This is a genomic window from Rhodococcus sp. Leaf247, from assembly GCF_001426185.1.
Taxonomy (GTDB): domain Bacteria; phylum Actinomycetota; class Actinomycetes; order Mycobacteriales; family Mycobacteriaceae; genus Rhodococcoides.
The window spans coordinates 1-19,834 of the sequence record NZ_LMRP01000003.1 but is presented as its reverse complement, the minus strand read 5'-3'; the positions used below and the strand labels follow the sequence as shown (position 1 = coordinate 19,834).

The 19,834-nt window shown below is 68.3% G+C and carries 18 protein-coding genes; all 18 read right to left on the bottom strand.

What is annotated here, in order from left to right; genetic code table 11:
- Positions 1 to 28 precede the first annotated feature (28 nt).
- On the bottom strand, positions 29 to 3,622 hold the full coding sequence (gene smc / locus ASG64_RS15365; RefSeq protein ID WP_056074476.1) for a chromosome segregation protein SMC: 3,594 nt from the start codon (positions 3,620 to 3,622) through the stop codon (positions 29 to 31).
- A 29-nt stretch (positions 3,623 to 3,651) separates the two neighbouring features.
- Positions 3,652 to 3,927, bottom strand: a complete 276-nt coding sequence (locus ASG64_RS15360; protein WP_042575406.1) for an acylphosphatase — start codon at positions 3,925 to 3,927, stop codon at positions 3,652 to 3,654.
- On the bottom strand, positions 3,924 to 4,334 hold the full coding sequence (locus tag ASG64_RS15355; RefSeq protein WP_042575407.1) for an OsmC family protein: 411 nt from the start codon (positions 4,332 to 4,334) through the stop codon (positions 3,924 to 3,926). Before ASG64_RS15355 ends, ASG64_RS15360 begins: the two co-directional genes overlap by 4 nt.
- Before the next feature lie 23 nt (positions 4,335 to 4,357).
- The gene (locus tag ASG64_RS15350) at positions 4,358 to 6,733 is read right to left on the bottom strand and encodes a lysylphosphatidylglycerol synthase transmembrane domain-containing protein (protein WP_056074475.1); all 2,376 of its coding nucleotides are present in this window, start codon (positions 6,731 to 6,733) and stop codon (positions 4,358 to 4,360) included.
- A 45-nt stretch (positions 6,734 to 6,778) separates the two neighbouring features.
- Positions 6,779 to 7,492, bottom strand: a complete 714-nt coding sequence (locus ASG64_RS15345; protein ID WP_056074473.1) for a response regulator — start codon at positions 7,490 to 7,492, stop codon at positions 6,779 to 6,781.
- Complete coding sequence (locus tag ASG64_RS15340; protein WP_082518538.1) at positions 7,489 to 9,996, bottom strand: sensor histidine kinase; 2,508 nt, start codon at positions 9,994 to 9,996, stop codon at positions 7,489 to 7,491. The genes ASG64_RS15345 and ASG64_RS15340 overlap by 4 nt, the downstream gene beginning before the upstream one ends.
- Positions 9,997 to 10,003: 7 nt before the next feature.
- Positions 10,004 to 10,657 carry a potassium-transporting ATPase subunit C gene (locus ASG64_RS15335; RefSeq protein ID WP_056075010.1) on the bottom strand — a complete coding sequence of 218 codons (654 nt, stop codon included), beginning with the start codon at positions 10,655 to 10,657 and terminating at the stop codon, positions 10,004 to 10,006.
- 2 nt (positions 10,658 to 10,659) lie between these two features.
- A complete protein-coding gene (kdpB, locus tag ASG64_RS15330; RefSeq protein WP_056074471.1) occupies positions 10,660 to 12,735 on the bottom strand; it encodes a potassium-transporting ATPase subunit KdpB in 2,076 nt (691 codons plus the stop codon).
- Positions 12,732 to 14,417: a potassium-transporting ATPase subunit KdpA gene (gene kdpA / locus ASG64_RS15325; RefSeq protein WP_056074470.1), complete on the bottom strand. Its 1,686-nt coding sequence runs from the start codon at positions 14,415 to 14,417 to the stop codon at positions 12,732 to 12,734. Before kdpA ends, kdpB begins: the two co-directional genes overlap by 4 nt.
- Before the next feature lie 5 nt (positions 14,418 to 14,422).
- Positions 14,423 to 14,521 (bottom strand): K(+)-transporting ATPase subunit F, encoded by a 99-nt coding sequence (gene kdpF, locus ASG64_RS21320; protein ID WP_062575821.1) that lies wholly within the window; start codon positions 14,519 to 14,521, stop codon positions 14,423 to 14,425.
- Positions 14,522 to 14,692: 171 nt separating this feature from the next.
- Positions 14,693 to 15,580: a bifunctional DNA-formamidopyrimidine glycosylase/DNA-(apurinic or apyrimidinic site) lyase gene (gene mutM, locus ASG64_RS15320; RefSeq protein ID WP_056074468.1), complete on the bottom strand. Its 888-nt coding sequence runs from the start codon at positions 15,578 to 15,580 to the stop codon at positions 14,693 to 14,695.
- Positions 15,573 to 16,355 (bottom strand): ribonuclease III, encoded by a 783-nt coding sequence (gene rnc / locus ASG64_RS15315; RefSeq protein WP_056074466.1) that lies wholly within the window; start codon positions 16,353 to 16,355, stop codon positions 15,573 to 15,575. Before rnc ends, mutM begins: the two co-directional genes overlap by 8 nt.
- A gap of 16 nt (positions 16,356 to 16,371) precedes the next feature.
- On the bottom strand, positions 16,372 to 16,554 hold the full coding sequence (gene rpmF, locus ASG64_RS15310) for a 50S ribosomal protein L32 (protein ID WP_027504976.1): 183 nt from the start codon (positions 16,552 to 16,554) through the stop codon (positions 16,372 to 16,374).
- 81 nt (positions 16,555 to 16,635) lie between these two features.
- On the bottom strand, positions 16,636 to 17,124 hold the full coding sequence (locus ASG64_RS15305; RefSeq protein ID WP_082043152.1) for a YceD family protein: 489 nt from the start codon (positions 17,122 to 17,124) through the stop codon (positions 16,636 to 16,638).
- A 282-nt stretch (positions 17,125 to 17,406) separates the two neighbouring features.
- Positions 17,407 to 18,168 carry a DivIVA domain-containing protein gene (locus ASG64_RS15300; RefSeq protein WP_056074463.1) on the bottom strand — a complete coding sequence of 254 codons (762 nt, stop codon included), beginning with the start codon at positions 18,166 to 18,168 and terminating at the stop codon, positions 17,407 to 17,409.
- A gap of 121 nt (positions 18,169 to 18,289) precedes the next feature.
- Positions 18,290 to 18,772: a pantetheine-phosphate adenylyltransferase gene (coaD, locus tag ASG64_RS15295; RefSeq protein ID WP_056074460.1), complete on the bottom strand. Its 483-nt coding sequence runs from the start codon at positions 18,770 to 18,772 to the stop codon at positions 18,290 to 18,292.
- Positions 18,773 to 18,786: 14 nt separating this feature from the next.
- Positions 18,787 to 19,377: a 16S rRNA (guanine(966)-N(2))-methyltransferase RsmD gene (rsmD, locus tag ASG64_RS15290; protein ID WP_056074459.1), complete on the bottom strand. Its 591-nt coding sequence runs from the start codon at positions 19,375 to 19,377 to the stop codon at positions 18,787 to 18,789.
- Between the two features lie 7 nt (positions 19,378 to 19,384).
- Positions 19,385 to 19,834 (bottom strand): biotin/lipoyl-containing protein (locus tag ASG64_RS15285; protein ID WP_056074455.1); only part of this gene is annotated, 450 nt, incomplete at its 5' end.

Sequence of the window (19,834 nt, the reverse complement as noted above, 5' to 3'; positions counted from 1 at the left end):
GACGGGCACCGCGCTACGGGGTCGGGCGTCAGGTCACCCCGTCCGCCGCCACCGGGCGCTTGGGAAGCCGCTGCGAGATCACCGTGGTGATGCCGTCGCCTCTCATGCTGACGCCGTACAGGGCGTCGGCGACCTCCATCGTGGGTTTCTGGTGCGTGATGACGATGAGCTGAGACTTCTCCCGCAACTGCTCGAACAGCCCGATGAGGCGCCGGAGGTTCGTGTCGTCCAACGCGGCCTCGACCTCGTCCATCACGTAGAAGGGCGAGGGGCGGGCTCGGAAGATGGCCACGAGCATCGCGACGGCGGTCAACGACTTCTCACCACCGGACAGCAGAGACAGGCGCTTGACCTTCTTACCGGGAGGACGGGCCTCGACCTCGATGCCGGTGGTCAGCATGTCCGAGGGGTCGGTGAGAACCAGCCGACCCTCGCCGCCGGGGAACAGCTTCGCGAACACCCCGACGAACTCGCGCTCCACATCGGCGTAGGCCTCGGTGAAGACCTGCAGAATGCGGGCGTCCACGTCGGCCACCACGCCGAGAAGATCCTTGCGCGCAGACTTCACGTCCTCGAGTTGCGTCGAGAGGAAGTTGTACCGCTCCTCGAGTGCCGCGAACTCCTCGAGTGCCAGCGGGTTGACCTTGCCCAGCGTCGCCAGATCCTTCTCGGCGCGCTTGACCCGTCGTTCCTGCTCCGCGCGGTCGAATCGCATCGGCGCCGGCGCGACCACCTGCTCGCCGCGCTCCTTCGCCTGCTCGTACTCCGCCATCTCGAGGTCGGTCGGCGGGAGCGTCACGTCGGGCCCGTACTCGGCGACCAGGTCGTCGGGGGCGATGGAGAACTGCTCCAGGATGGTCTGCTCGAGTTGCTCGATGCGCAGCACCGCCTGCGCCTTGGCCACTTCGTCGCGGTGCACAGCGTCGGTCAACTGCGCGGCCCGCGCCGACAGTGCGCGGACCTGTTCCCGCGTGCGATCGAGGGCGGCGGCGCGATCGCTGCGCCGTCGCGCGAGGTCGTCGCGCCGCACCGCGGCATCGCCGACGAGTCGACCGAGTCGCTCCGCGACGCGTGTGCCCGCGTCCGCGACCGCCTCGGCCACCGCGGCGGACTGAACGCGATGGGCGCGGACACGTTCGGCGCGCGCCCGTGCGTCCCGCTCCATCCGGGCCGTCCGTCGGAGCTGGTCGGCCTTTCCCCGCACCGATTCGGCGCGCTCCTCCGCGGTGCGCAGCGACAGGCGAGCCTCGACCTCGACCGATCTCACCTCCGACACGGCTGCCGCAGCGTCCTCACGGGCGTGCGCCCATTCCTCCGCCGCACCGTCGCCGTCCCCGCCGTCCTGATCGTCCTCGGCGCGCCGGACCCGGTCCTCGAGGTCGGCGAGAGCGGTCACGGCCTCGTCCCGCTGCCGCTCGACGCGGTCGCGTTGACTCTGCAGACGCGTCGACTCCGCGTGGGCGACACGAGCCACCTGACCCAACCGACCCAACTGTTCGTAGACGGCGGCGATCGCGGCATCGGACTCGGTGAGTGCGGCCAGTGCCTGGTCGGCGGCCTCTCGTCGGTCGGTCTGCTCCTCGAGCGCACCCGACAGTGCTGCCGCCAGCTCCTCCGTCCGACGTCTCGTCGACGCGAGTTCCGCGACGGACTCGTCGATGGACGCCTGGACTTCGAGGGTGCTGGGACGTCGGTCCGATCCTCCGGTGATCCAGCCGCGACCGACCAGATCGCCCTCGCGCGTCACCACTCGGGCTGTCGGATGGTCGCGAACCATCGCCGTCGCGTCCTCGAGCGAGTCGGCCACGGACATTCCGGCCAGCAGAGACGTCACGGCTCCGCGCACGGAATCGTCGGCGTCGATCACGGACATGATCGACGTTCCGACACCGTCCGTCGCCGAGCCCGCATCACCGGTCGGGTGCACGATCGCGGCGCGGCCGGCGTCCTCCTTCTTGAGCGACGCCACGGCGCCCCGCGCCTCGTCCACCGACGACACCACGACGGCGTCCGCCGCGGCGCCCAGAGCGACTGCGACCGCCGCCTCGTAGCCGGCGGTCACGGTGAGGTGATCCGCGAGTCGACCGACGACCCCGTGAGTTGCCTTCTCCCCCAACCATGCTCCCCCGTCGCCGCGTTCGAGGTTCATGGTGAGAGCGTCGATACGCGCGGTCAGGGATGCGACCCGCTGGCTGGACTCCCGCTCGGCGCTCTGCAGTTCCGCGACGCGGGACTCGGCGATCGCCAGCGCATCGACAGCGTGCTCGTGATGGGAGTCGAGTCCTGCCTCACCGGCGTCGAGTTCACCCACCTTGTCCTGCACGATGTCGAACTCGGCCTGCGCCTCGTCGCCGCGGCGGCGAGCATCGTCGATGGCGACGGTGAGGCGGGCGACCTCGGTGTCGTAGGACTCCGACCGGGCGCGCAGGCCGTCCACCTGACCGGACAGTCGAGCGAGACCTTCACGCCGGTCCGCGACTGCACGCACGGCGGCGGCGTGCGCGCGTTCCGCGTCCGCGGCGGCAGCCTCGCGTTCGGCGAGCTGCTCGCGGGCGGCATCGAGTGTCGCGCGTGCGTACTCCACGGCTTCCGCCAGCTGCATTTCCTCCTCCGCCACCCGCTCGGCGCGCTCCTCGAGCTCGTCGGGATCGGGCCCGCGTCTGTCCTCCGGTTCGTCGCCGAGGTGGCGGGCCCGTTCGGTCGCGATGCGCACGGTGGCGCCGACGCGCTCGGCCAGCGCCGACAACTGGAACCAGGTCTGGGCCGCCGCGTCCGCACTCGGTGTCAGGAGAGCGAGTTCCTGCTCGCCCTCGGCCAGAACTGCCTCGCCCTCTCCCAGCGCGTCCTGGACGGCGGCGTATTCCTCACGGGCCTTCGTCTCGTCGTGGGACTGCTCGGCGAGCTGCGTCCGCCGCGTCACCAGGTCGTCCGCGGCGATCCGCAGACGAGCGTCCCGAAGATCCGCCTGCACCGTCTGGGCGCGTCGGGCGACCTCGGCTTGCCGACTCAGCGGTTTCAGCTGTCGACGCAGTTCGGTCGTGAGGTCCGTCAGCCGAGCCAGATTGGCCTGCATGGAATCGAGCTTGCGGACTGCCTTCTCTTTGCGCTTGCGGTGCTTGAGCACGCCCGCGGCTTCCTCGATGAACGCCCGTCGATCCTCGGGGCGGGACTCGAGAATCGCGGCGAGCCTGCCCTGGCCGACGATGACATGCATCTCCCGGCCGATACCCGAGTCGCTCAGCAACTCCTGGACATCCATGAGCCGACACGAGCTGCCGTTGATCTCGTACTCACCGGCGCCGTCCCGGAACATCCGTCGGGTGATGGACACCTCGGAGTAGTCGATGGGGAGCGCACCGTCGGAGTTGTCGATGGTCAGCGTCACCTCGGCGCGGCCCAGCGGGGCGCGGCCGGAGGTGCCGGCGAAGATGACGTCCTCCATCTTGCCGCCGCGCAGCGCCTTCGCGCCCTGCTCCCCCATGACCCACGTCAGGGCGTCCACGACGTTCGACTTGCCGGACCCGTTGGGGCCGACGACGCAGGTGATGCCGGGCTCGAAACGAAGAGTCGTCGCCGAGGCGAAGGACTTGAAGCCCTTCAGCGTCAGACTCTTGAGGTGCATGGCGGTTCAGACTACTGGGCGCTGGGCTCTCAGCGTTCGACGAACCCGTCGAGTCCGCCGCGCGCCTGCTCCCAATTGTCGACCACGGTGCTCACCGAGCCCGGCGTGTCGCCCGATCGCAGCGCCGACAGCAGGCCGTCCAACTTCTCGCGGGGGCCTTCCGCGACGACGTGGACACGGCCGTCGGAGGTGTTGGTGGCCGATCCGACCAGACCGAGCTCCAGCGCCCGGGCACGGGTCCACCAGCGGAAGCCCACTCCCTGGACGGTCCCGTGGACCCACGCGCTCAGACGCTCGTCGCTCATGCCTCGACGTCGACGGTCAGGACGACCTCGGTGCCGGCCTTCAACGTCCGTCCGACGGTGCAGACCTTGTCGACGGCCTTGGTCACGACGGTCAGCAACCGCTCCCGCGCCTCGGGGTCGAGTTCGCTCAGATCGACGGTCAGCACTTCGTCCAGTCGCGGGTACCGTTCGTTCTCGCGATCTGCGGTGCCGGACACCCGGACGGTCGCGTCGTAGTCGTCCCCGAGCCGGCGGGCGAGGGGCCGGTCGGAACTCATGCCCGTGCATGCGGCGAGGGCGATCTTGAGCAGCTCGCCGGGAGTGAAGACACCCTCGACGTCCTCGGACCCGATCAGCACCTCGGCGCCTCGCGAGCTCTTGCCGGTGTAGCGACGAGTTCCGGTGCGTTCGACCCACAGTTCAGCCATGCTCACAACCTACTAGCGCGAACTCAGATCATCTCCGTGCGTGCCATCCACCGCATGATGGGCCACCCGCAGAACACCGGGATCCAGCAGGTCAGCACCCGATACAGGAGCACCGACGGGACGGCGATGGTGGCGGGCAGTCCGAACGCCGCGAGTCCGCCGATCAACGCCGCCTCGACCGCTCCGACGCCGCCGGGGGTCGGCGCGGCGGAGGCCAGGGTGCCGCCGATCATGGTCACGATGGTCACGGTGATGAAGGTCGTGCCTCCGCCGAACGCCTCGACGCTGACCCACAGAGCGAACGCCGCCCCCAGAGTCGTTGCGGCGCAACCGAGAACGATGATCGCGAACCGTGCGGGGTGACGTACCAACTCGGACAGGTCGGCGTAGACCTCCGCGAGTTGCGGCCGCACGGCCGTGCGGAGGAAGTGTCGCAACGTGGGGACGAAGAGGAAGGCGCCCAGCGCCCCGAAGGCCACACCGGCGATGAGATACAGGATCGTCGCGCTGGGAACGAAACGGGACAGATCGGCGGACTGCCCGGCCGCAACGCTGAACACCACGAGCAGTGTCACGTGCGAGATCACCTGCACCAGTTGTTGCAACGCCACGGCGGCCGTCGACCGGGTGAGCGTCAGTCCGCCCTTCTGGAGGAACCGCACGCTGAGTGCCAGACCACCGACACCGGCCGGTGTCGTCGTGGCGGCGAAGGTGTTGGCGACTTGCATGACGGTCGTGTTCCAGAAGCTGACCGCTCCCGACGCGCACGCCCAGAGTGCCGCTGCCGCACCGACGTACGTCGCAGCCGAGATCGCCAGCCCCACCAGCGCCCACCGCCAGTCGATGGACGAGAGTTCCGTGGCGAACGTCGGGACCTGGCTGATGAACGGGTACGCGACGTAGACCAATGCGATCAACAGCACCAGTTGCACGATCTGGTTGCGGGAGAACCGGGTGACCTGTTCCGTCGCGATGGCCGACGTGCCGGTACGGGCCAGAACGGTGTCGCGCGCAGCCTTCATCACGGACTTGGCCTCCGGAATCGCCGACCGCACCCGCGGGGGAATCGCCGACGGAGTCAGTCGCCGAGACGCCACCAGCACGTCCTCGTGACCGAGCCGCTCGATCGCGGCGTCGACCGCGACATCGGGCCCGAACATCGACGACGTGGTGACCAGAAGTTGCGCTGCGTCGGAATGCAGTTGCGGCTGCGACGCACCCAGTTCCGCGGTATCGAAGCCGCCGAGCAGGGCAGTGCCGTCGTCGGCAATTCTCATGTCCGCCGCGCGGAGGTCACCGTGGGAGATCTGGCGGGACCTGAGCACCCCCAGAGTGCGCCACATCGCGATGGCGTCGTCGGGCCTGTCCGCGTCGATGGGACGGCCGCGAGGCGCACTGTGCGCGTACAGGACCCATCCGCGGTCGAGTGCGGACACGGCCGTCGGAACGCACGCGGCGACACCCAGATCGTTCAGCGCGATACCCATGAGCGCGCGATGCTCGACCGCCCGGCGTTGGGACGCGTGCAGGGGTGGACTCTCCGACGACCGCAGCGTCACCAAACGCCGCACCAGCCGCAGCGCCCCTCGGCTGCGCTGGTTGGGCCCGAACAGTTCGACCACCACGTCGTGCCCCGCGGGTCCGGTGCGTCCCGAGAGCACCAGCGGGCCGGACCCGGACGGACGCAGCACCACGAACGCCGCGATGGAGATTCCACGTCGAGCGAGGACGCGGACGGCCTCGGCCAACGGCACGTCGAGCGCCGGTGTTCCCACGACCCACACGACGAGGGAGCCGGCCAGCCACCCCACCGCCAGACCCAGGAGTGACCGCGCCGGGACAACCGTACTGATGACCAGGTGGATGGGAACGAAGGCGAGAAGGAGGATCCACCACGTGCGCTTCCATCGCAGTGGCAGCCCCGGACCGGACACGGTCAGCACCGCGGCGACGATCGCGATCCATCGCGGGTCGTCGAGAATCTGGGACAGCAACGTGTCCAGCCTGGTCGACTCGTCGACGTGCCACTTCGGCGCCGAGAGGCCGCCTCCGCCGACCGACAGGGCCAATGCGGCCAGCACGGCGGCCGCGGCGTATCCGCCGAGCAGCCTCCACCGCCGGGCGGCGATCAGTCCCGCGAGCACGGTGAACGGAAGCGCCAGGATGGAGACGCCGTAGACCAGGTAGACCGCGTTCGACTGGCTGGGAGTCAGCACGCCCACGATGTCGGAGATCGACCGCTCGAGTGCTGTCCACTCGTTACGAGTGATCAGCGAGCCCACGACGATCACGCCGAGGACCACAGCCGCCGTGACGACGCGCAGGATATCGCTGGTTCGTCGAGTCAACGGTTGCAGGACGCTCCCGGTGACCGGGATGTCTCTACCGTCGACAAGCACACCGGCCAACCTAGCGGAGCGGCGACCGTGCGGCGGGCAGGCGCATCACACCTGGAAGCGGTAGCCCATGCCCGCTTCGGTGAGCAGGTGCTTCGGGTGCGCCGGATCGGGCTCGAGTTTGCGCCGCAGTTGGCCCAGATACACCCGGAGATAGTGGGTCTCGGACTCGTACGCGGGCCCCCACACCTCGCGCAGGAGTTCACGCTGTCCCACCAGCTTGCCGCGGTGCCGCACCAACATCTCGAGCATGCCCCACTCCGTCGGCGTCAGGTGCACGGCGGCGCCGTCACGGGTGACCGACCTCGCAACCAGGTCGACGGTGAACGACGAGGTGGTCACCACCGGATCTCCCCCGTCGGACGAGGCCTGTGACGCACGACGGACCGCGACCCGTAGCCGCGCGAGGAACTCGTCCATGCCGAACGGCTTGGTCACGTAGTCGTCGGCACCGGCGTCGAGTGCGTCGACCTTGTCGCCGGAATCCGACCTGGCGGACAGCACGATCACCGGGACCGACGTCCATCCGCGGAGGCCCGCCAGCACCTCGAGTCCGTCGAGGTCCGGAAGTCCGAGGTCGAGCACGATGACATCGGGTTTGCGATCGGCCGCCGCCCGGAGCGCCCCCGCTCCGGTCGATGCCGTCGTCACGTCGTAACCGCGGACGCCGAGGTTGATGCGCAGGGCGCGCAGCAACTGCGGCTCGTCGTCGACCACCAACACGCGGGTGGGCGGTGGTCCGGGGCGTGTGTCGTCGTTCATCGGGAGACCGCGTGCCGGAGGACACCGGGAAGGTCCACCGTGACGGTGAGGCCGCCGCCGGGGGTCTGCGAGGCGGTGACCGAGCCGTTCATGGCGTCGACGAAACCCCTGACGACCGAGAGACCGAGGCCGACACCGGTGGTGGTGTCGCGGTCGCCCAGACGCTGGAATGCGTCGAACATCGTTTCCTGCGACTGCGGGTCGATGCCGGGACCGTGATCGACGACCGCGAGCCTGACGCGGTTGTCGTCGCCGTCGGCCGTGACGGTGACGTGTCCGGTCGGCGCGTAGCGGAACGCGTTGTCGACGAGGTTCGCGACGACTCGCTCGAGAAGCCCGTCATCGGCGAGGACGGACACGTCTCCGACATCGACGACGAGTCGCTCGCGCTGCCCCCGACCGGTCCCGAGAGTCGCCGAGGCGCGGCGGACCACCTCGTCGAGGAAGACGGGAACGGCCATGGGCCGCACCACTCCTGCGGCCAGTCGCGACGAGTCGAGCAGATTGCCGACCAGCGCGGTCAGCTGGTCGGCGGATTCCTCGACCGTCGCGAGCAGTTCCGCGGTGTCCTCCGGGGAGAAGGTGACGTCGTCGCTCCGCAGACTCGACACCGCGGCCTTGACCGCCGCGAGCGGAGTGCGCAGATCGTGCCCCACCGCGGACAGCAACGCCCGGCGCAGCTTGTCGGATTCGACGGCCGCGGCGGCGGTCCGCGCCTCCTCGGCCAGCTCGCTCTGGCGGATCAGCCCGACGGCCTGATTGGCGACGGCGGTGAGAACACGGCGATCGGCGGCGCGCGTCCTACCTCCCGCCAGCACGAGTGCGTACTCGTCGTCGGCAACCTGTACGGCCGTGTCGGCGTCGTCGACGGTGCTGGGTGGCTGCTCTCCCACCGCGCTGACCACCCCATGTCCGACGCGCAGGACGGCGACCGCGCGCTGGCCGTACGTCTCGCGCACGCGCTCGAGAAGGGCGGTGAGGTCTGCCCCGCGCAGGATGGACCCGGCGAACATGGCCAGCAGTTCTGCGTGTTGCGAGGCGCGGCGGGCGTCGCGTGCCCGCCGTGCGGCGATGTCGACCAGGACGGCGACGGCGACCGCGACGACGAGCAGCACCACCGTCGTGACGAAGTTGTCGGGCTCGGCGATGGTGAAGCTGTATCGCGGTTCGGTGAAGAAGAAGTTCAGCAGCAGAGCCGAGAACAACGCCGACAACACTGCGGGTGCGACTCCGCCGAGCAGTGACACCGCGAGCACGACGACGAAGAACAGTGCACTCTCGCCGCCGAGTTCGAGGTAGTCGTCGACGAGGTGGATCGCGGCGGCCGCGACCGACGGAACGACCAGGGCCGCTGCCCACGCGAGGGGGCGCCGGACTGTCGGCGCAGACAACCGTCGCACGCCGACCGACGCGTGATCGTGAGTCACCATGTGAACGTCGATCGCGCCGGAGTTCTGGACGACGGTCGCGCCGATCCCCTCGTCCACCGCCCGCGCCCACCGGTTCCGTCGTGACGTGCCGAGGACCAGCTGGGTGGCGTTCACTCCCCTCGCGAATTCGAGGAGAGTCACCGGGACGTCGTCCCCGACGACACTGTGCAGTGACGCGCCCAGTCCGGTGGCGAGGGCACGCACGCTTCCCATGTGGGCCGCCGACACTCCCGCCAGACCGTCACCCCGCACCACGTGCAGCACCATCAGCTCGGCGCTGGACTTCGCGGCGATCCGACTGGCGCGGCGCACCAACGTCTCGGACTCGGGCCCACCTGTGACCGCCACGACGACACGCTCACGCGCTTCCCACGTGTCGGCGATCGCGTTGTCCGCGCGGTACCGCGCAAGTGCCGCGTCGACCTGATCCGCGAGCCACAACAGGGCCAGCTCCCGCAGTGCCGTGAGATTGCCGGCGCGGAAGAAATTGCTCAGCGCGGCGTCGACCTTCTCGGCGCCGTAGATGTTGCCGTGAGTCATTCTGCGCCGCAACGCCTCCGGGGTGATGTCGACCAATTCGACCTGAGCAGCCGACCGCACGAACGCGTCGGGAACGGTCTCGCGCTGAACGATGCCGGTGATCTGCTCGACCACGTCGTTCAGGCTCTCCAGGTGCTGGACGTTCACCGTCGACACGACATCGATGCCCGCATCGAGGAGTTCCTGGACGTCCTGCCACCGCTTGGCGTGCTTGCTGCCCGGAGTGTTGGTGTGCGCCAGTTCGTCCACCAGCACCAGGGCGGGACGTCTCCGGATCACCGCGTCGACGTCCAGTTCGGGAATCGACGAACCGCGGTACGGCACCAGGGAGGGAGGGACGACCTCGAGTCCGTCGGCCCGTTCGGCCGTCAGGGGACGACCGTGCGTCTCGATCACCCCGGCGACGACATCGCATCCGCGTTCACGCCTGCGGTGCGCCTCTCCCAGCATCGCGAACGTCTTCCCCACGCCGGGCGCCGCGCCCAGGTAGATGCGCAACTCTCCCCTGTCGGTGTCTCGCGTCGGCGTCGTCACGTCCCCATCATTCACCGTCGGCCGCGGGAGTCGCACAGGTCGGCGCCGTCAGACCCAGAGCCACGTTGAGCGCAGGCACGTGGACGACAGGCTCCCCGAGAACTCCGAACTGCCGCCCGTCCGTGTTCTCGGCGACCCGGGAGCGCACCACGTCCTCCGTCAGTCCCGTCGCCGCCGCCACGCGCGGCACCTGCAACTCGGCGTAGTCCGGTGAGATGTCGGGGTCGATTCCGGACCCGGATCCCGTGACCGCATCGACGGGTACCTCGGCCGGGTCGACGTTCTCGCGCTCGGCCACGGCGCTGCGGCGCGCGTCGACCATGGCGGCGAGGACTTCGCTGCTCGGCCCCTGGTTGAGAGGCAGAGCCGCGGCCGGATCACCGGGCGCGAAGGCGTCGGGACCTGTGAGCGAGCCGGTCACGCGCGGGTGGAAGAACGGATCGGGTGCACCGTCCGCCGGCCGTGGATCCACTGCCGTGAGAGCACTCCCGACGACGCATCCCTGTGCGTCGACCAGCGGCGACCCCTCCGCGGAGTGCGAGCCGAGACGCGAGATTCCCCATACCGCAGCGGGATAGGCGACACCGAGCACGACGGTGAATGCGAGCAGGACGGCGAACCCAGCGAGGACCTGGCGCAGCGCGGAGGTGACAGTTCTCATCATCAGCTCATTCCGGGGATATGTCGTACGACGAGGTCGATCAGCCAGATGCCGAGGAACGGCATCACGACGCCGCCGACGCCGTAGATCGCGAGATTGCGTCGCAGCAAAGTGGACGCGGTGGCCGGGGTGTAGCGAACTCCGCGCAGCGCCAACGGAATCAGCGCCACGATGACCAGAGCGTTGAAGATCACGGCCGAGACGATGGCCGATTGCGGAGAGTGCAACCGCATGATGTTCAGGACATCGAGCTGCGGATACAGCGTGGAGAACATCGCGGGCAGGATGGCGAAGTACTTGGCCAGATCGTTCGCCAGCGAGAACGTCGTCAGGGCGCCGCGGGTGATCAGCAGTTGCTTGCCCACCTCGACGATCTCGATGAGTTTCGTCGGATCCGAATCCAGGTCGACCATGTTGCCGGCCTCCTTGGCCGCCGAGGTTCCGGTGTTCATGGCGACACCGACATCCGCCTGCGCCAACGCGGGAGCGTCGTTGGTGCCGTCCCCGGTCATGGCGACCAGCCGCCCGCCCTCCTGCTCGCGGCGGATCAGGGCGAGCTTGTCCTCCGGGGTGGCTTCGGCGAGAACATCGTCGACGCCGGCCTCCGCGGCGATCGCGCGCGCCGTGAGCGGGTTGTCTCCCGTGACCATCACCGTGCGAATCCCCATGGCGCGCAGGCGCGCGAAACGTTCCGCGATGTGCGGCTTGACCACATCGGAGAGTTGGATCACTCCCAGGACACGTGCCTGGCTGCCGACTCGATGCTCCGCGACGACAAGCGGGGTGCCCCCGGCCTGTGCGACCTCCTCGATCCGGTCACGGACCGAGTCGTGACCGTCCGCGGTGCCCTTGTGTTCTCGAACCCACCCGAAGACGTTGTCCGCAGCACCTTTGCGGATGGACAGCACGTCGGTGTCGAGGCCGCTCATTCTGGTCTGCGCGCTGAACGGCACGAACACGGCTGTATCGGGAACCGCCGGTGGCTCCTCGTCGTCCGCCGTGCACAGGTCGACGATGCTGCGTCCCTCGGGGGTTCCGTCGGCCGCGGAGGACAGGTGCGCTGCACGGACCAGCTGTACTCGCGAGATACCCGGCGCCGGGAACAGTGCAGTGGCCCTGCGATTACCGAACGTGATCGTGCCGGTCTTGTCCATCAGCAAGGTGTCGATGTCTCCGGCTGCTTCGACCGCCCGCCCCGACATCGCCAGGACGTTGCGCTGCACTAGCCGGTCCATACCGGCGATCCCGATGGCGGACAGCAGCGCCCCGATCGTGGTGGGGATCAGGCAGACGAGCAACGCGATCAGTTCGACGGGCCCGCGCGATCCCCCGGAGTAGTCGCTCATCGGCCCGACGGCCACCACTGCCAGGAGGAACACGATGGTCAACGACGCCAGCAGGATGTTCAGAGCGACCTCGTTCGGCGTCTTCTGTCGCGAAGCACCTTCCACCAGGGCGATCATCCGGTCGACGAACGTGTGACCCTGCGCCGCGGTGATCCGGACGACGATGCGATCCGAGAGCACGGTCGTCCCACCGGTGACAGCACTCCGATCGCCGCCCGATTCCCGGACGACCGGGGCCGATTCGCCGGTGATCGCGGATTCGTCGACCGAGGCGATGCCGTCGACCACGTCGCCGTCGCCGGGGACGACGCCGCCCGCCTCGACGACGACGAGATCACCGACCACGAGTTCCGTTGCGGACACACTCGACTCGTCACCGCCGGGTCCCAGTCGGCGAGCGACCGTGTCGCGGGCGACGCCGCGGAGGCTGGCGGCCTGCGCTCGACCCCGGCCTTCCGCGACCGACTCGGCGAGGTTGGCGAAGACCACGGTGAACCACAGCCAGCCCGCGATGGTCCACGCGAACACGGACGGATCGAGTGCTGCAAGCACCGTCGTCACGACCGACCCCACGAAGACCACGAACATGACGGGGTTCTTCGCCTGGTGCCGCGGGTCCAGCTTGCGCAGAGCGCCCGGAAGCGAGGTGAGAAGTTGGCGGGCATCGAAGTACCCGGATGTCACACCGGCGTCCTCGGACGTGGATGGGGCGAGTGCTTCTGTGATCGTCATTGGACGGCTTCCGCGATGGGTCCCAGCGACAGTGCCGGGAAGAAGGTGAGGGCGGCGACGAGCACGACGGTGCCCAGCAGTAGCCCGGAGAACAGAGGCCCGGTGGTGGGGAGAGTGCCCGCGCCGGCCGGTGCCCGGCGCTGCCTGGCCAGCGAACCTGCCAGGGCGAGAACGAACACGATGGGCAGGAACCGGCCGAACAGCATCGCCAGACCGAGCGACGACTGGAACCAGTCGCTGGTGACGGTCAGTCCCCCGAAGGCGCTGCCGTTGTTGTTGGCAGCCGACGCGTACGCGTAGAGCACTTCGGTGAAGCCGTGCGCGGACCCGGGTGAACCCGGATCACCGCTGTTGCCCTGATATCCCGTCGTGGACGGCAGGACGACCGTGATCGCCGTACCGAGCAGAACGAGAGCAGGCATGATCAGCACCGACAGGGCAGCCATCGTGATCTCCCGCCGGCCCAGCTTCTTGCCCAGGTATTCCGGTGTGCGGCCCACCAGCAGTCCGCCGACGAAGACTGCGATGATCGCGAGGACCAGCAGGCCGTACAGGCCGGTTCCCACACCGCCCGGCGCTATCTCGCCGAACACCATGTTGAGCAGCACCGCGCCCCCACCCAGCGGTGACATGCTGTCGTGCGCCGAATTGACGGCGCCAGTGGATGTTCCGGTCGTACTGACGGCGAACAGGGCGGAGCCGGCGATCCCGAAGCGTTGCTCTTTGCCCTCCATCATCGATCCCGCCGCGGTGGCTGCTGCACCCGTGGTGTGGGCCTCTGCGGTCAGCGTGACGGCCAGGATCGCGGCCCACAGAGCGCCCATGACGGACAGCAGGGTCAGGCCCTCGCGACGACTGCCCACCATCGTCCCGAAGGTCCGGGTCAGGCATACCGGGATCAGCAGCAGGGAGATGATCTCGACGACGTTGGACAACGGGGTCGGATTCTCGAACGGGTGCGCCGAGTTCGCGGCGAAGATTCCACCGCCGTTGGTGCCGATCACCTTGATCGCTTCCTGCGATGCTGCCGGGGCCAGCGCGTTCGTGACCGCGGTTCCGTCAAGACCGGTCCCGTCGAAGCCGCTCCGGAAGGACATCACCACGCCCTGAGTCAGCAGAACCACGGCGACGATCATCGACAGCGGCAGCAGGATCCGCAGTGTTCCCCTGGTCAGGTCCACCCAGAAGTTCCCCAGTTCTCCGCCTGCGCGAACACGGACGAAAGCACGGACCACGGCGACGGCAACCGCGAGGCCCACGGCGGCCGACAGGAAGTTCTGCACGGCGAGGCCCAGGGGCTGCGTCAGGTTGCTCATCGTCGTCTCGGGTGTGTACGACTGCCAATTGGTGTTGGTCACGAACGAGACTGCTGTGTTGAACGCGACCGCGGGGCTGACCGCACCGAGGCCGCCGTTCAGCGGGAGGACGCCCTGAATCCGCTGCAGCACGTACAGCAACACCACGCCCGCCGCGCTGAAGCCCACCAGGCTCGAGGCATAGCCGGCCCAGCCCTGCTCGGCACGAGAGTCGATGCGGCACAGTCGGTAGAGCACGGATTCGATACGCGAATCCGACGTCGGCGCGGTGAAGACACGCGCCATGTAGTCGCCCAGCGGTACGTAGGCGGCGGCGAGGACGGCGACGACGGTCGCGATCTGAAGTCCCGCGGCAAGAGTGGACACGGCGCTCAGAACCTGTCGGGATCGAGCAGAGCGATCACCAGGTACAGACACAGTGCCGCGGCGATGACGAGGAGGACGACCGACGTCGTTCCGGCGAGAGTCACGATGCCGACCTGGACAGCGCACGGATGACGGCGAACAGGAGGACGAAGCCTCCGGCCGTGAGCGAAAGAAAAGCGAGATCAGCCATGTGCTCAGACTTCGCTCGGCGGCCCGCCTATCAGCCCTCCCTCACGCGATCTTGACGCCGGGAGACCCCTCCACTTACGGGATCTTTACACCCGGCGCTCGCGGGGACGAGGTTGGCACTTCGGGCAGCTGAACGACGAGCGGTTCATGAATTTCTCACGCCTGATCGGCGCACCGCACCGGGGGCACGGAAGCCCCTCCTGTCCGTACGCGGCGAGGGACCGATCGAAGTATCCCGATTGACCGTTCACGTTGACGTACAGCGCGTCGAAGGACGTTCCGCCTTGTGCCAGAGCTTCGCCCATGACCGCGTGCGCGTTGTTCAGCAAGGCGCGAAGCTTCGGTCGAGTCAGCGAATCCGTCAGACGGTTGCCGTGAATCTTGGTGCGCCACAACGACTCGTCGGCATAGATGTTGCCGACGCCGGACACCACCGTCTGGTCGAGGATCGCCCGCTTGATTTCGGTGTGTTTGGCGCGGAGGGCACCGACCACCGACTCCGCGTCGAACAGTGGATCGAGCGGGTCCCTCGCGATATGGGCCACGGGAACGGGCAGCAGGGAACCGCCGCTCTCCACGAGGTCCGCCACGGCCCACCCGCCGAATGTCCGTTGATCGACGAAGCGCAGTTCGGTGTCGCCGCTCCCCAGCCGCGCACGGATGCGCAGATGCTTCTCGTCCGGGGCTCCGGCAGGCTGGACGAGCATCTGCCCGCTCATGCCGAGGTGGACGACGATCGCATCGGACGGCGGGCCGGTGTCGTCACCGTGGCGGACCGTCAACCACAGGTACTTGCCGCGACGCTCCGCGGAGGCGACCGACGCCCCCGCCAGACGCGACTCCAGATCGACGCTGCCTTCGAGGTGCCGCCGTGCGGACCTGGGGTGGAGTACCTCCACGTCGGTCAAGGTCTGCCCCACGACATGCGCGGCGAGACCTCGCCGTACGACCTCGACCTCGGGAAGTTCAGGCATTCCGGTCTGCGGACAGCTCCGGGCCGGGTGGTGCGACGGCCGCGGCGGTCGCGTCCTCGCTCAGGGCCGTCCAGGCGGCGCTGGCGGCCCGCTGCTCGGCTTCCTTCTTCGACCGACCGACACCCTGACCGTACGGCGATCCGCCGACCAGGACCGTGGCCGTGAATTCCTTGTCGTGATCCGGACCCGTCGCGGTGATCTCGTACGCGGGAACGCCGAGTCCCCTCTCCGCGGTGAGCTCCTGCAAACTGGTCTTCCAGTCGAGGCCGGCACCGAGACGTGGACCACGGTCCAGCAGCGTCGCGAACAACCGAAGCACGACCTCGCGGGCAACGTCGATGCCGTGCTCGACGTGGATCGCACCGAGAAGCGATTCCATACCGTCGGCGAGGATGGAGGCCTTGTCGCGCCCGCCCGTTTGCTCCTCGCCCTTTCCGAGCAGAAGATGAGCACCGAGTCCGCCGGCACCCAGTTCGCGAGCGACTTCGGCCAGAGCGTGCATGTTGACGACGCTCGCACGGATCTTGGCCAGCTCACCCTCGGACTTGTCGGGGTGTTCGGTGTAGAGACGTTCGGTGATGCTGAGACCGAGCACCGAGTCGCCCAGGAATTCGAGCCGCTCGTTGGTCGGCAGGCCACCGTTCTCGTACGCGTACGAGCGGTGAGTCAGCGCATGGATCAGAAGGTCATGGTCCAGAGACACGCCAAGAGCGGCGAGAAGCGATGCATGATCGTCCTCGCCGCTCCGGTCTGCCGCTGGCGACTGTGAGGTCACGTAGGTCGCCCGAGTATCAGACGGCCGCAGTGACCTGGCGACCCTTGTACGTGCCGCAGTTCGGGCACACCGTGTGGGGCAGCGTCTTCTCGCCGCACCCGCGGTTGGGGCAGGTGATGAGAGTGGGTGCAGTGGTCTTCCACTGGCTGCGTCGCGATCGGGTGTTGGACCGCGACATCTTGCGCTTCGGAACAGCCACTTCTACTTCTCCTCGTACTCGTTCGGTGCAATGTTCGTGCTCGGGGCACAGGTCGTGCAGGCGCAGGTTTGCGTCGGCCGACTAGGTCTGGTCGGGGTCGGTCTGCAGCTTCGATGCAAGACCTGCCCAGCGAGGATCAAGTATCTCATGACTGTGCCCTGGTTCCGCAATCGACAGGCGGATACCGCACTCGGGGCACAGGCCCTGGCAGTCCTCGGTGCACAGGGGACGCAGCGGCAACGTGAGGCCCGCCACGTCCACGAGAAGAGGCTCGAGGTCGATCGCGTCGTCCTCGACCCGGTACAGATCCTCGGCGTCCGTCGTGGCCTCGGTGACGCTGTTCGGGTAGGCGAACAGCTCCGTCAGATGCAACTGGACGTGCGAGGTGAAGGGCTCGAGACAGCGTGAGCATTCCCCCACCGTGTCCGCGTCGACGGTGCCGCTGACGAGAACGCCCTCGGACACCGATTCGAGCCGCAGATCCAACACGATGTCCTCGCCCTCGGGAATGGCGATGAGATCGAGGCCGATACGCGACGGAGCTTTTACAGTGCGAGAAACCGGCATCATCGATCCGGCTCGGCGACCCAGACGGCGGGTGTCCAACACCAGATCCGAGGTGGGTTCGGTGCGGCGACGAGCAGCGGGAGACAACGACGTTCCTTTCACAGCGCAATGGGCAACCACCCCACGATACGGGAGCCTCGGGGCTGCGCCAAATCATGCCGTGACCGTGTCACCCCACTCCCGCGAAACCGCCCGCGAGTACGCCGATAGTGCCGCTCAGAGGCGCACGATCACGACACTATGGACGTACTCGCGGGGGGTTCGGGGTTCGGGGGTGGAGACAGCTCAGCGGCGGCCGCGGGGATCCGCGAAGTCGGTGTCGTAGCTGGGCACGCCGTTACCGGTGCGCAGTTGCTGACGTCCCCGACCGACGGAGCGCAGCGTTCCCGAGAGGATCTCCTCGAACTCCGAGAACTTCGTGTCGACGTACAGGTCGCACTCGGTACGCAAGCGGTCGGACTCGGCGTGGGCAGCGTCGATGACGCGTGCGGACTCGGCATGTGCGGCCTGCACGACCTCGGTCTGCGAGACCAGACGTTCCTGCTCGGCGAGGCCGTCGGCGACGGAGCGCTCGTAGGCCGCTTTGCCGGCGTCGATCGAGCGAGCCGACTCCATGCGTCCCCGCTCGGTCAGTTCCTCGTACTCGTGTTCCGCATCGGCGATGGTGGCATCGGCGCGCGCGGTGGCGTCGGCGACGAGGTTCTCCGCGTGTGCGGTCGCCTCGGCGACCATGCGGTCGGCGTGCGCCTTCGCGTCCGCGAGAAGTCTGTCGGCCTCGTCGCGCGCGTTCTCGACCGTGCTGGTCGCCTCGGCGTTCGCCGACGAGATCGTCTTCTCGGCTCCCGTCCTCGCGTCGGACACCAGCTTGTCGCGGTGGTCGAGCACGTCCTGGGCGTCGTCCAGCTCGCCGGGAATGGCGTCCCGCACATCGTCCAGAAGTTCCAGTACGTCCCCGCGCGGAACGACACACCCGGCGGTCATCGGGACGCCGCGCGCCTCCTCGACGATCGCTACGAGCTCGTCGAGCGCCTCGAATACCCGATACACCTTGGCTCAGACCTCACTTCGAATCGGTACAGCTGACGAGGTCAAGTGTGCCCGGTGCTCGCACCCGACCGCTCGATTGCACCCCGGTGTGTCGCCGGCGGGTGTGTCACGTCTCGCGGCGTCAGGCAGATTCGGACAATCGCGCCAGCAGACGTTCGTGCACCGCGCCCGGAACCATCGACGTCACGTCGCCGCCGAGGCGGGCGATCTCCTTGATCAGGGAACTCGACAGGCAGCTGTGCACCGGATCGGTCCCGAGGAAGACGGTGTCGACCCCGGTCAGGCGTCGGTTCATCTGCGCCATCTGTACCTCGTAGTCGAAGTCCGCGGCATTGCGCAGGCCCTTGATGATGGCGGTCGCTCCGGATTCGCTCGCGAAGTCCACCAGCAATCCCTGCCACGTCGCCACCCGCACTCCGCTCAGGTGCGACGTGGCCTCCGCCAGCATCTCGACCCGCTCGTCGACGGTGAAGAGGCCCTTCTTGTTCGGATTGACCACCACGGTGACGATCACCTCGTCGAATTGCGTTGCAACGCGGGAGATCACGTCGAGATGACCGTTGTGGATCGGGTCGAAGCTTCCGGGAACCAGTGCACCGCTCATGGTGCCCGAAACTATCAGTTCCCGACGTCGTCGGTGCCGGCGTCGTCGGCCTGCTCGAAGCGGGCGATGTCCACCCGCGCTTCTCCGTATCGCTTGGAGGTGAGTTCCGTCAGCGAACCCGGCCACGCGGTGGCCGGTGACCGCGAGGACCGTTCGACGACCACGAGTGCGTCCTCGGCGAGCCAGGCGTTCTCGACCAGTCTGTCCAGAACGGAGGCCACGGCCGCATCGGCCACCGAATAGGGCGGGTCGGCGAGGACGAGGTCGTAGGTGCGCTCGGGCGCTCCCCCGACCACCGCGGCGACCGGCGCCGTCCGCACCACGGCTCCCGGCAGTCCCACCGCCTCGATGTTCCGGGCGACGACTGCAGCTGCCCGTGCGTCGTTCTCCACGAGCAGCACGTGGTCCGCGCCCCGCGACAGCGCTTCGAGTCCCAATGCGCCGGAGCCGGCGTACAGATCGAGGACGGCAGCCCCGTCGAGGTACATGCGGCTCTCCAGTGCGCTGAAGAGTGCCTCGCGAACGCGGTCGGCGGTGGGACGCGTCCCGCGGGACGGCACGACGATCGTGCGTCCCCCGGCACGTCCGGCGACGATCCTGGTCACCTCGGCGTCACGACCTGTCGGTGGTGTCGCCGACGGCGATGACGCAGATCAGGTCTCCGCCTTCGACCTGGGCGACACCCGACAGGGCGATCCGGGTGACGGTGCCCGCCCGCGGTGCGGTGACGGCTGCTTCCATCTTCATCGCCTCGATCGTCGCGACGGTCTCCCCCGCCGACACCGACTGACCCTCCGTCACCGTGAGGGTGACGACCCCGGCGAACGGCGCCGCCAGATGCGACGGATCGGACCGGTCCGCCTTCTCCGTCGTCGGCGCATCCGCCGAGATCGACCGGTCCCGCACCGACACCGGCCGCAACTGACCGTTCAGGATGCACATCACCGTCCGCATCCCCGCATCATCGGGCTCCGAGATCGCCTCGAGCCCGATCAGCAGATCCACACCCTTCTCCAGGCGCACCCGATGCTCGTCGCCCTGACGCAACCCGTAGAAGAACTG

Coding starts and splice junctions, on each gene's coding strand:
- ASG64_RS15305 (WP_082043152.1), bottom strand. CDS start 17,124: ATGATGCCGGTTTCTCGCACTGTAAAAGCTCCGTCGCGTATCGGCCTC.
- ASG64_RS15355 (WP_042575407.1), bottom strand. CDS start 4,334: ATGGCTGAACTGTGGGTCGAACGCACCGGAACTCGTCGCTACACCGGC.
- ASG64_RS15345 (WP_056074473.1), bottom strand. CDS start 7,492: ATGAACGACGACACACGCCCCGGACCACCGCCCACCCGCGTGTTGGTG.
- ASG64_RS15360 (WP_042575406.1), bottom strand. CDS start 3,927: ATGAGCGACGAGCGTCTGAGCGCGTGGGTCCACGGGACCGTCCAGGGA.
- ASG64_RS15335 (WP_056075010.1), bottom strand. CDS start 10,657: ATGAGAACTGTCACCTCCGCGCTGCGCCAGGTCCTCGCTGGGTTCGCC.
- kdpB (WP_056074471.1), bottom strand. CDS start 12,735: ATGACGATCACAGAAGCACTCGCCCCATCCACGTCCGAGGACGCCGGT.
- mutM (WP_056074468.1), bottom strand. CDS start 15,580: ATGCCTGAACTTCCCGAGGTCGAGGTCGTACGGCGAGGTCTCGCCGCG.
- coaD (WP_056074460.1), bottom strand. CDS start 18,772: ATGAGCGGTGCACTGGTTCCCGGAAGCTTCGACCCGATCCACAACGGT.
- smc (WP_056074476.1), bottom strand. CDS start 3,622: ATGCACCTCAAGAGTCTGACGCTGAAGGGCTTCAAGTCCTTCGCCTCG.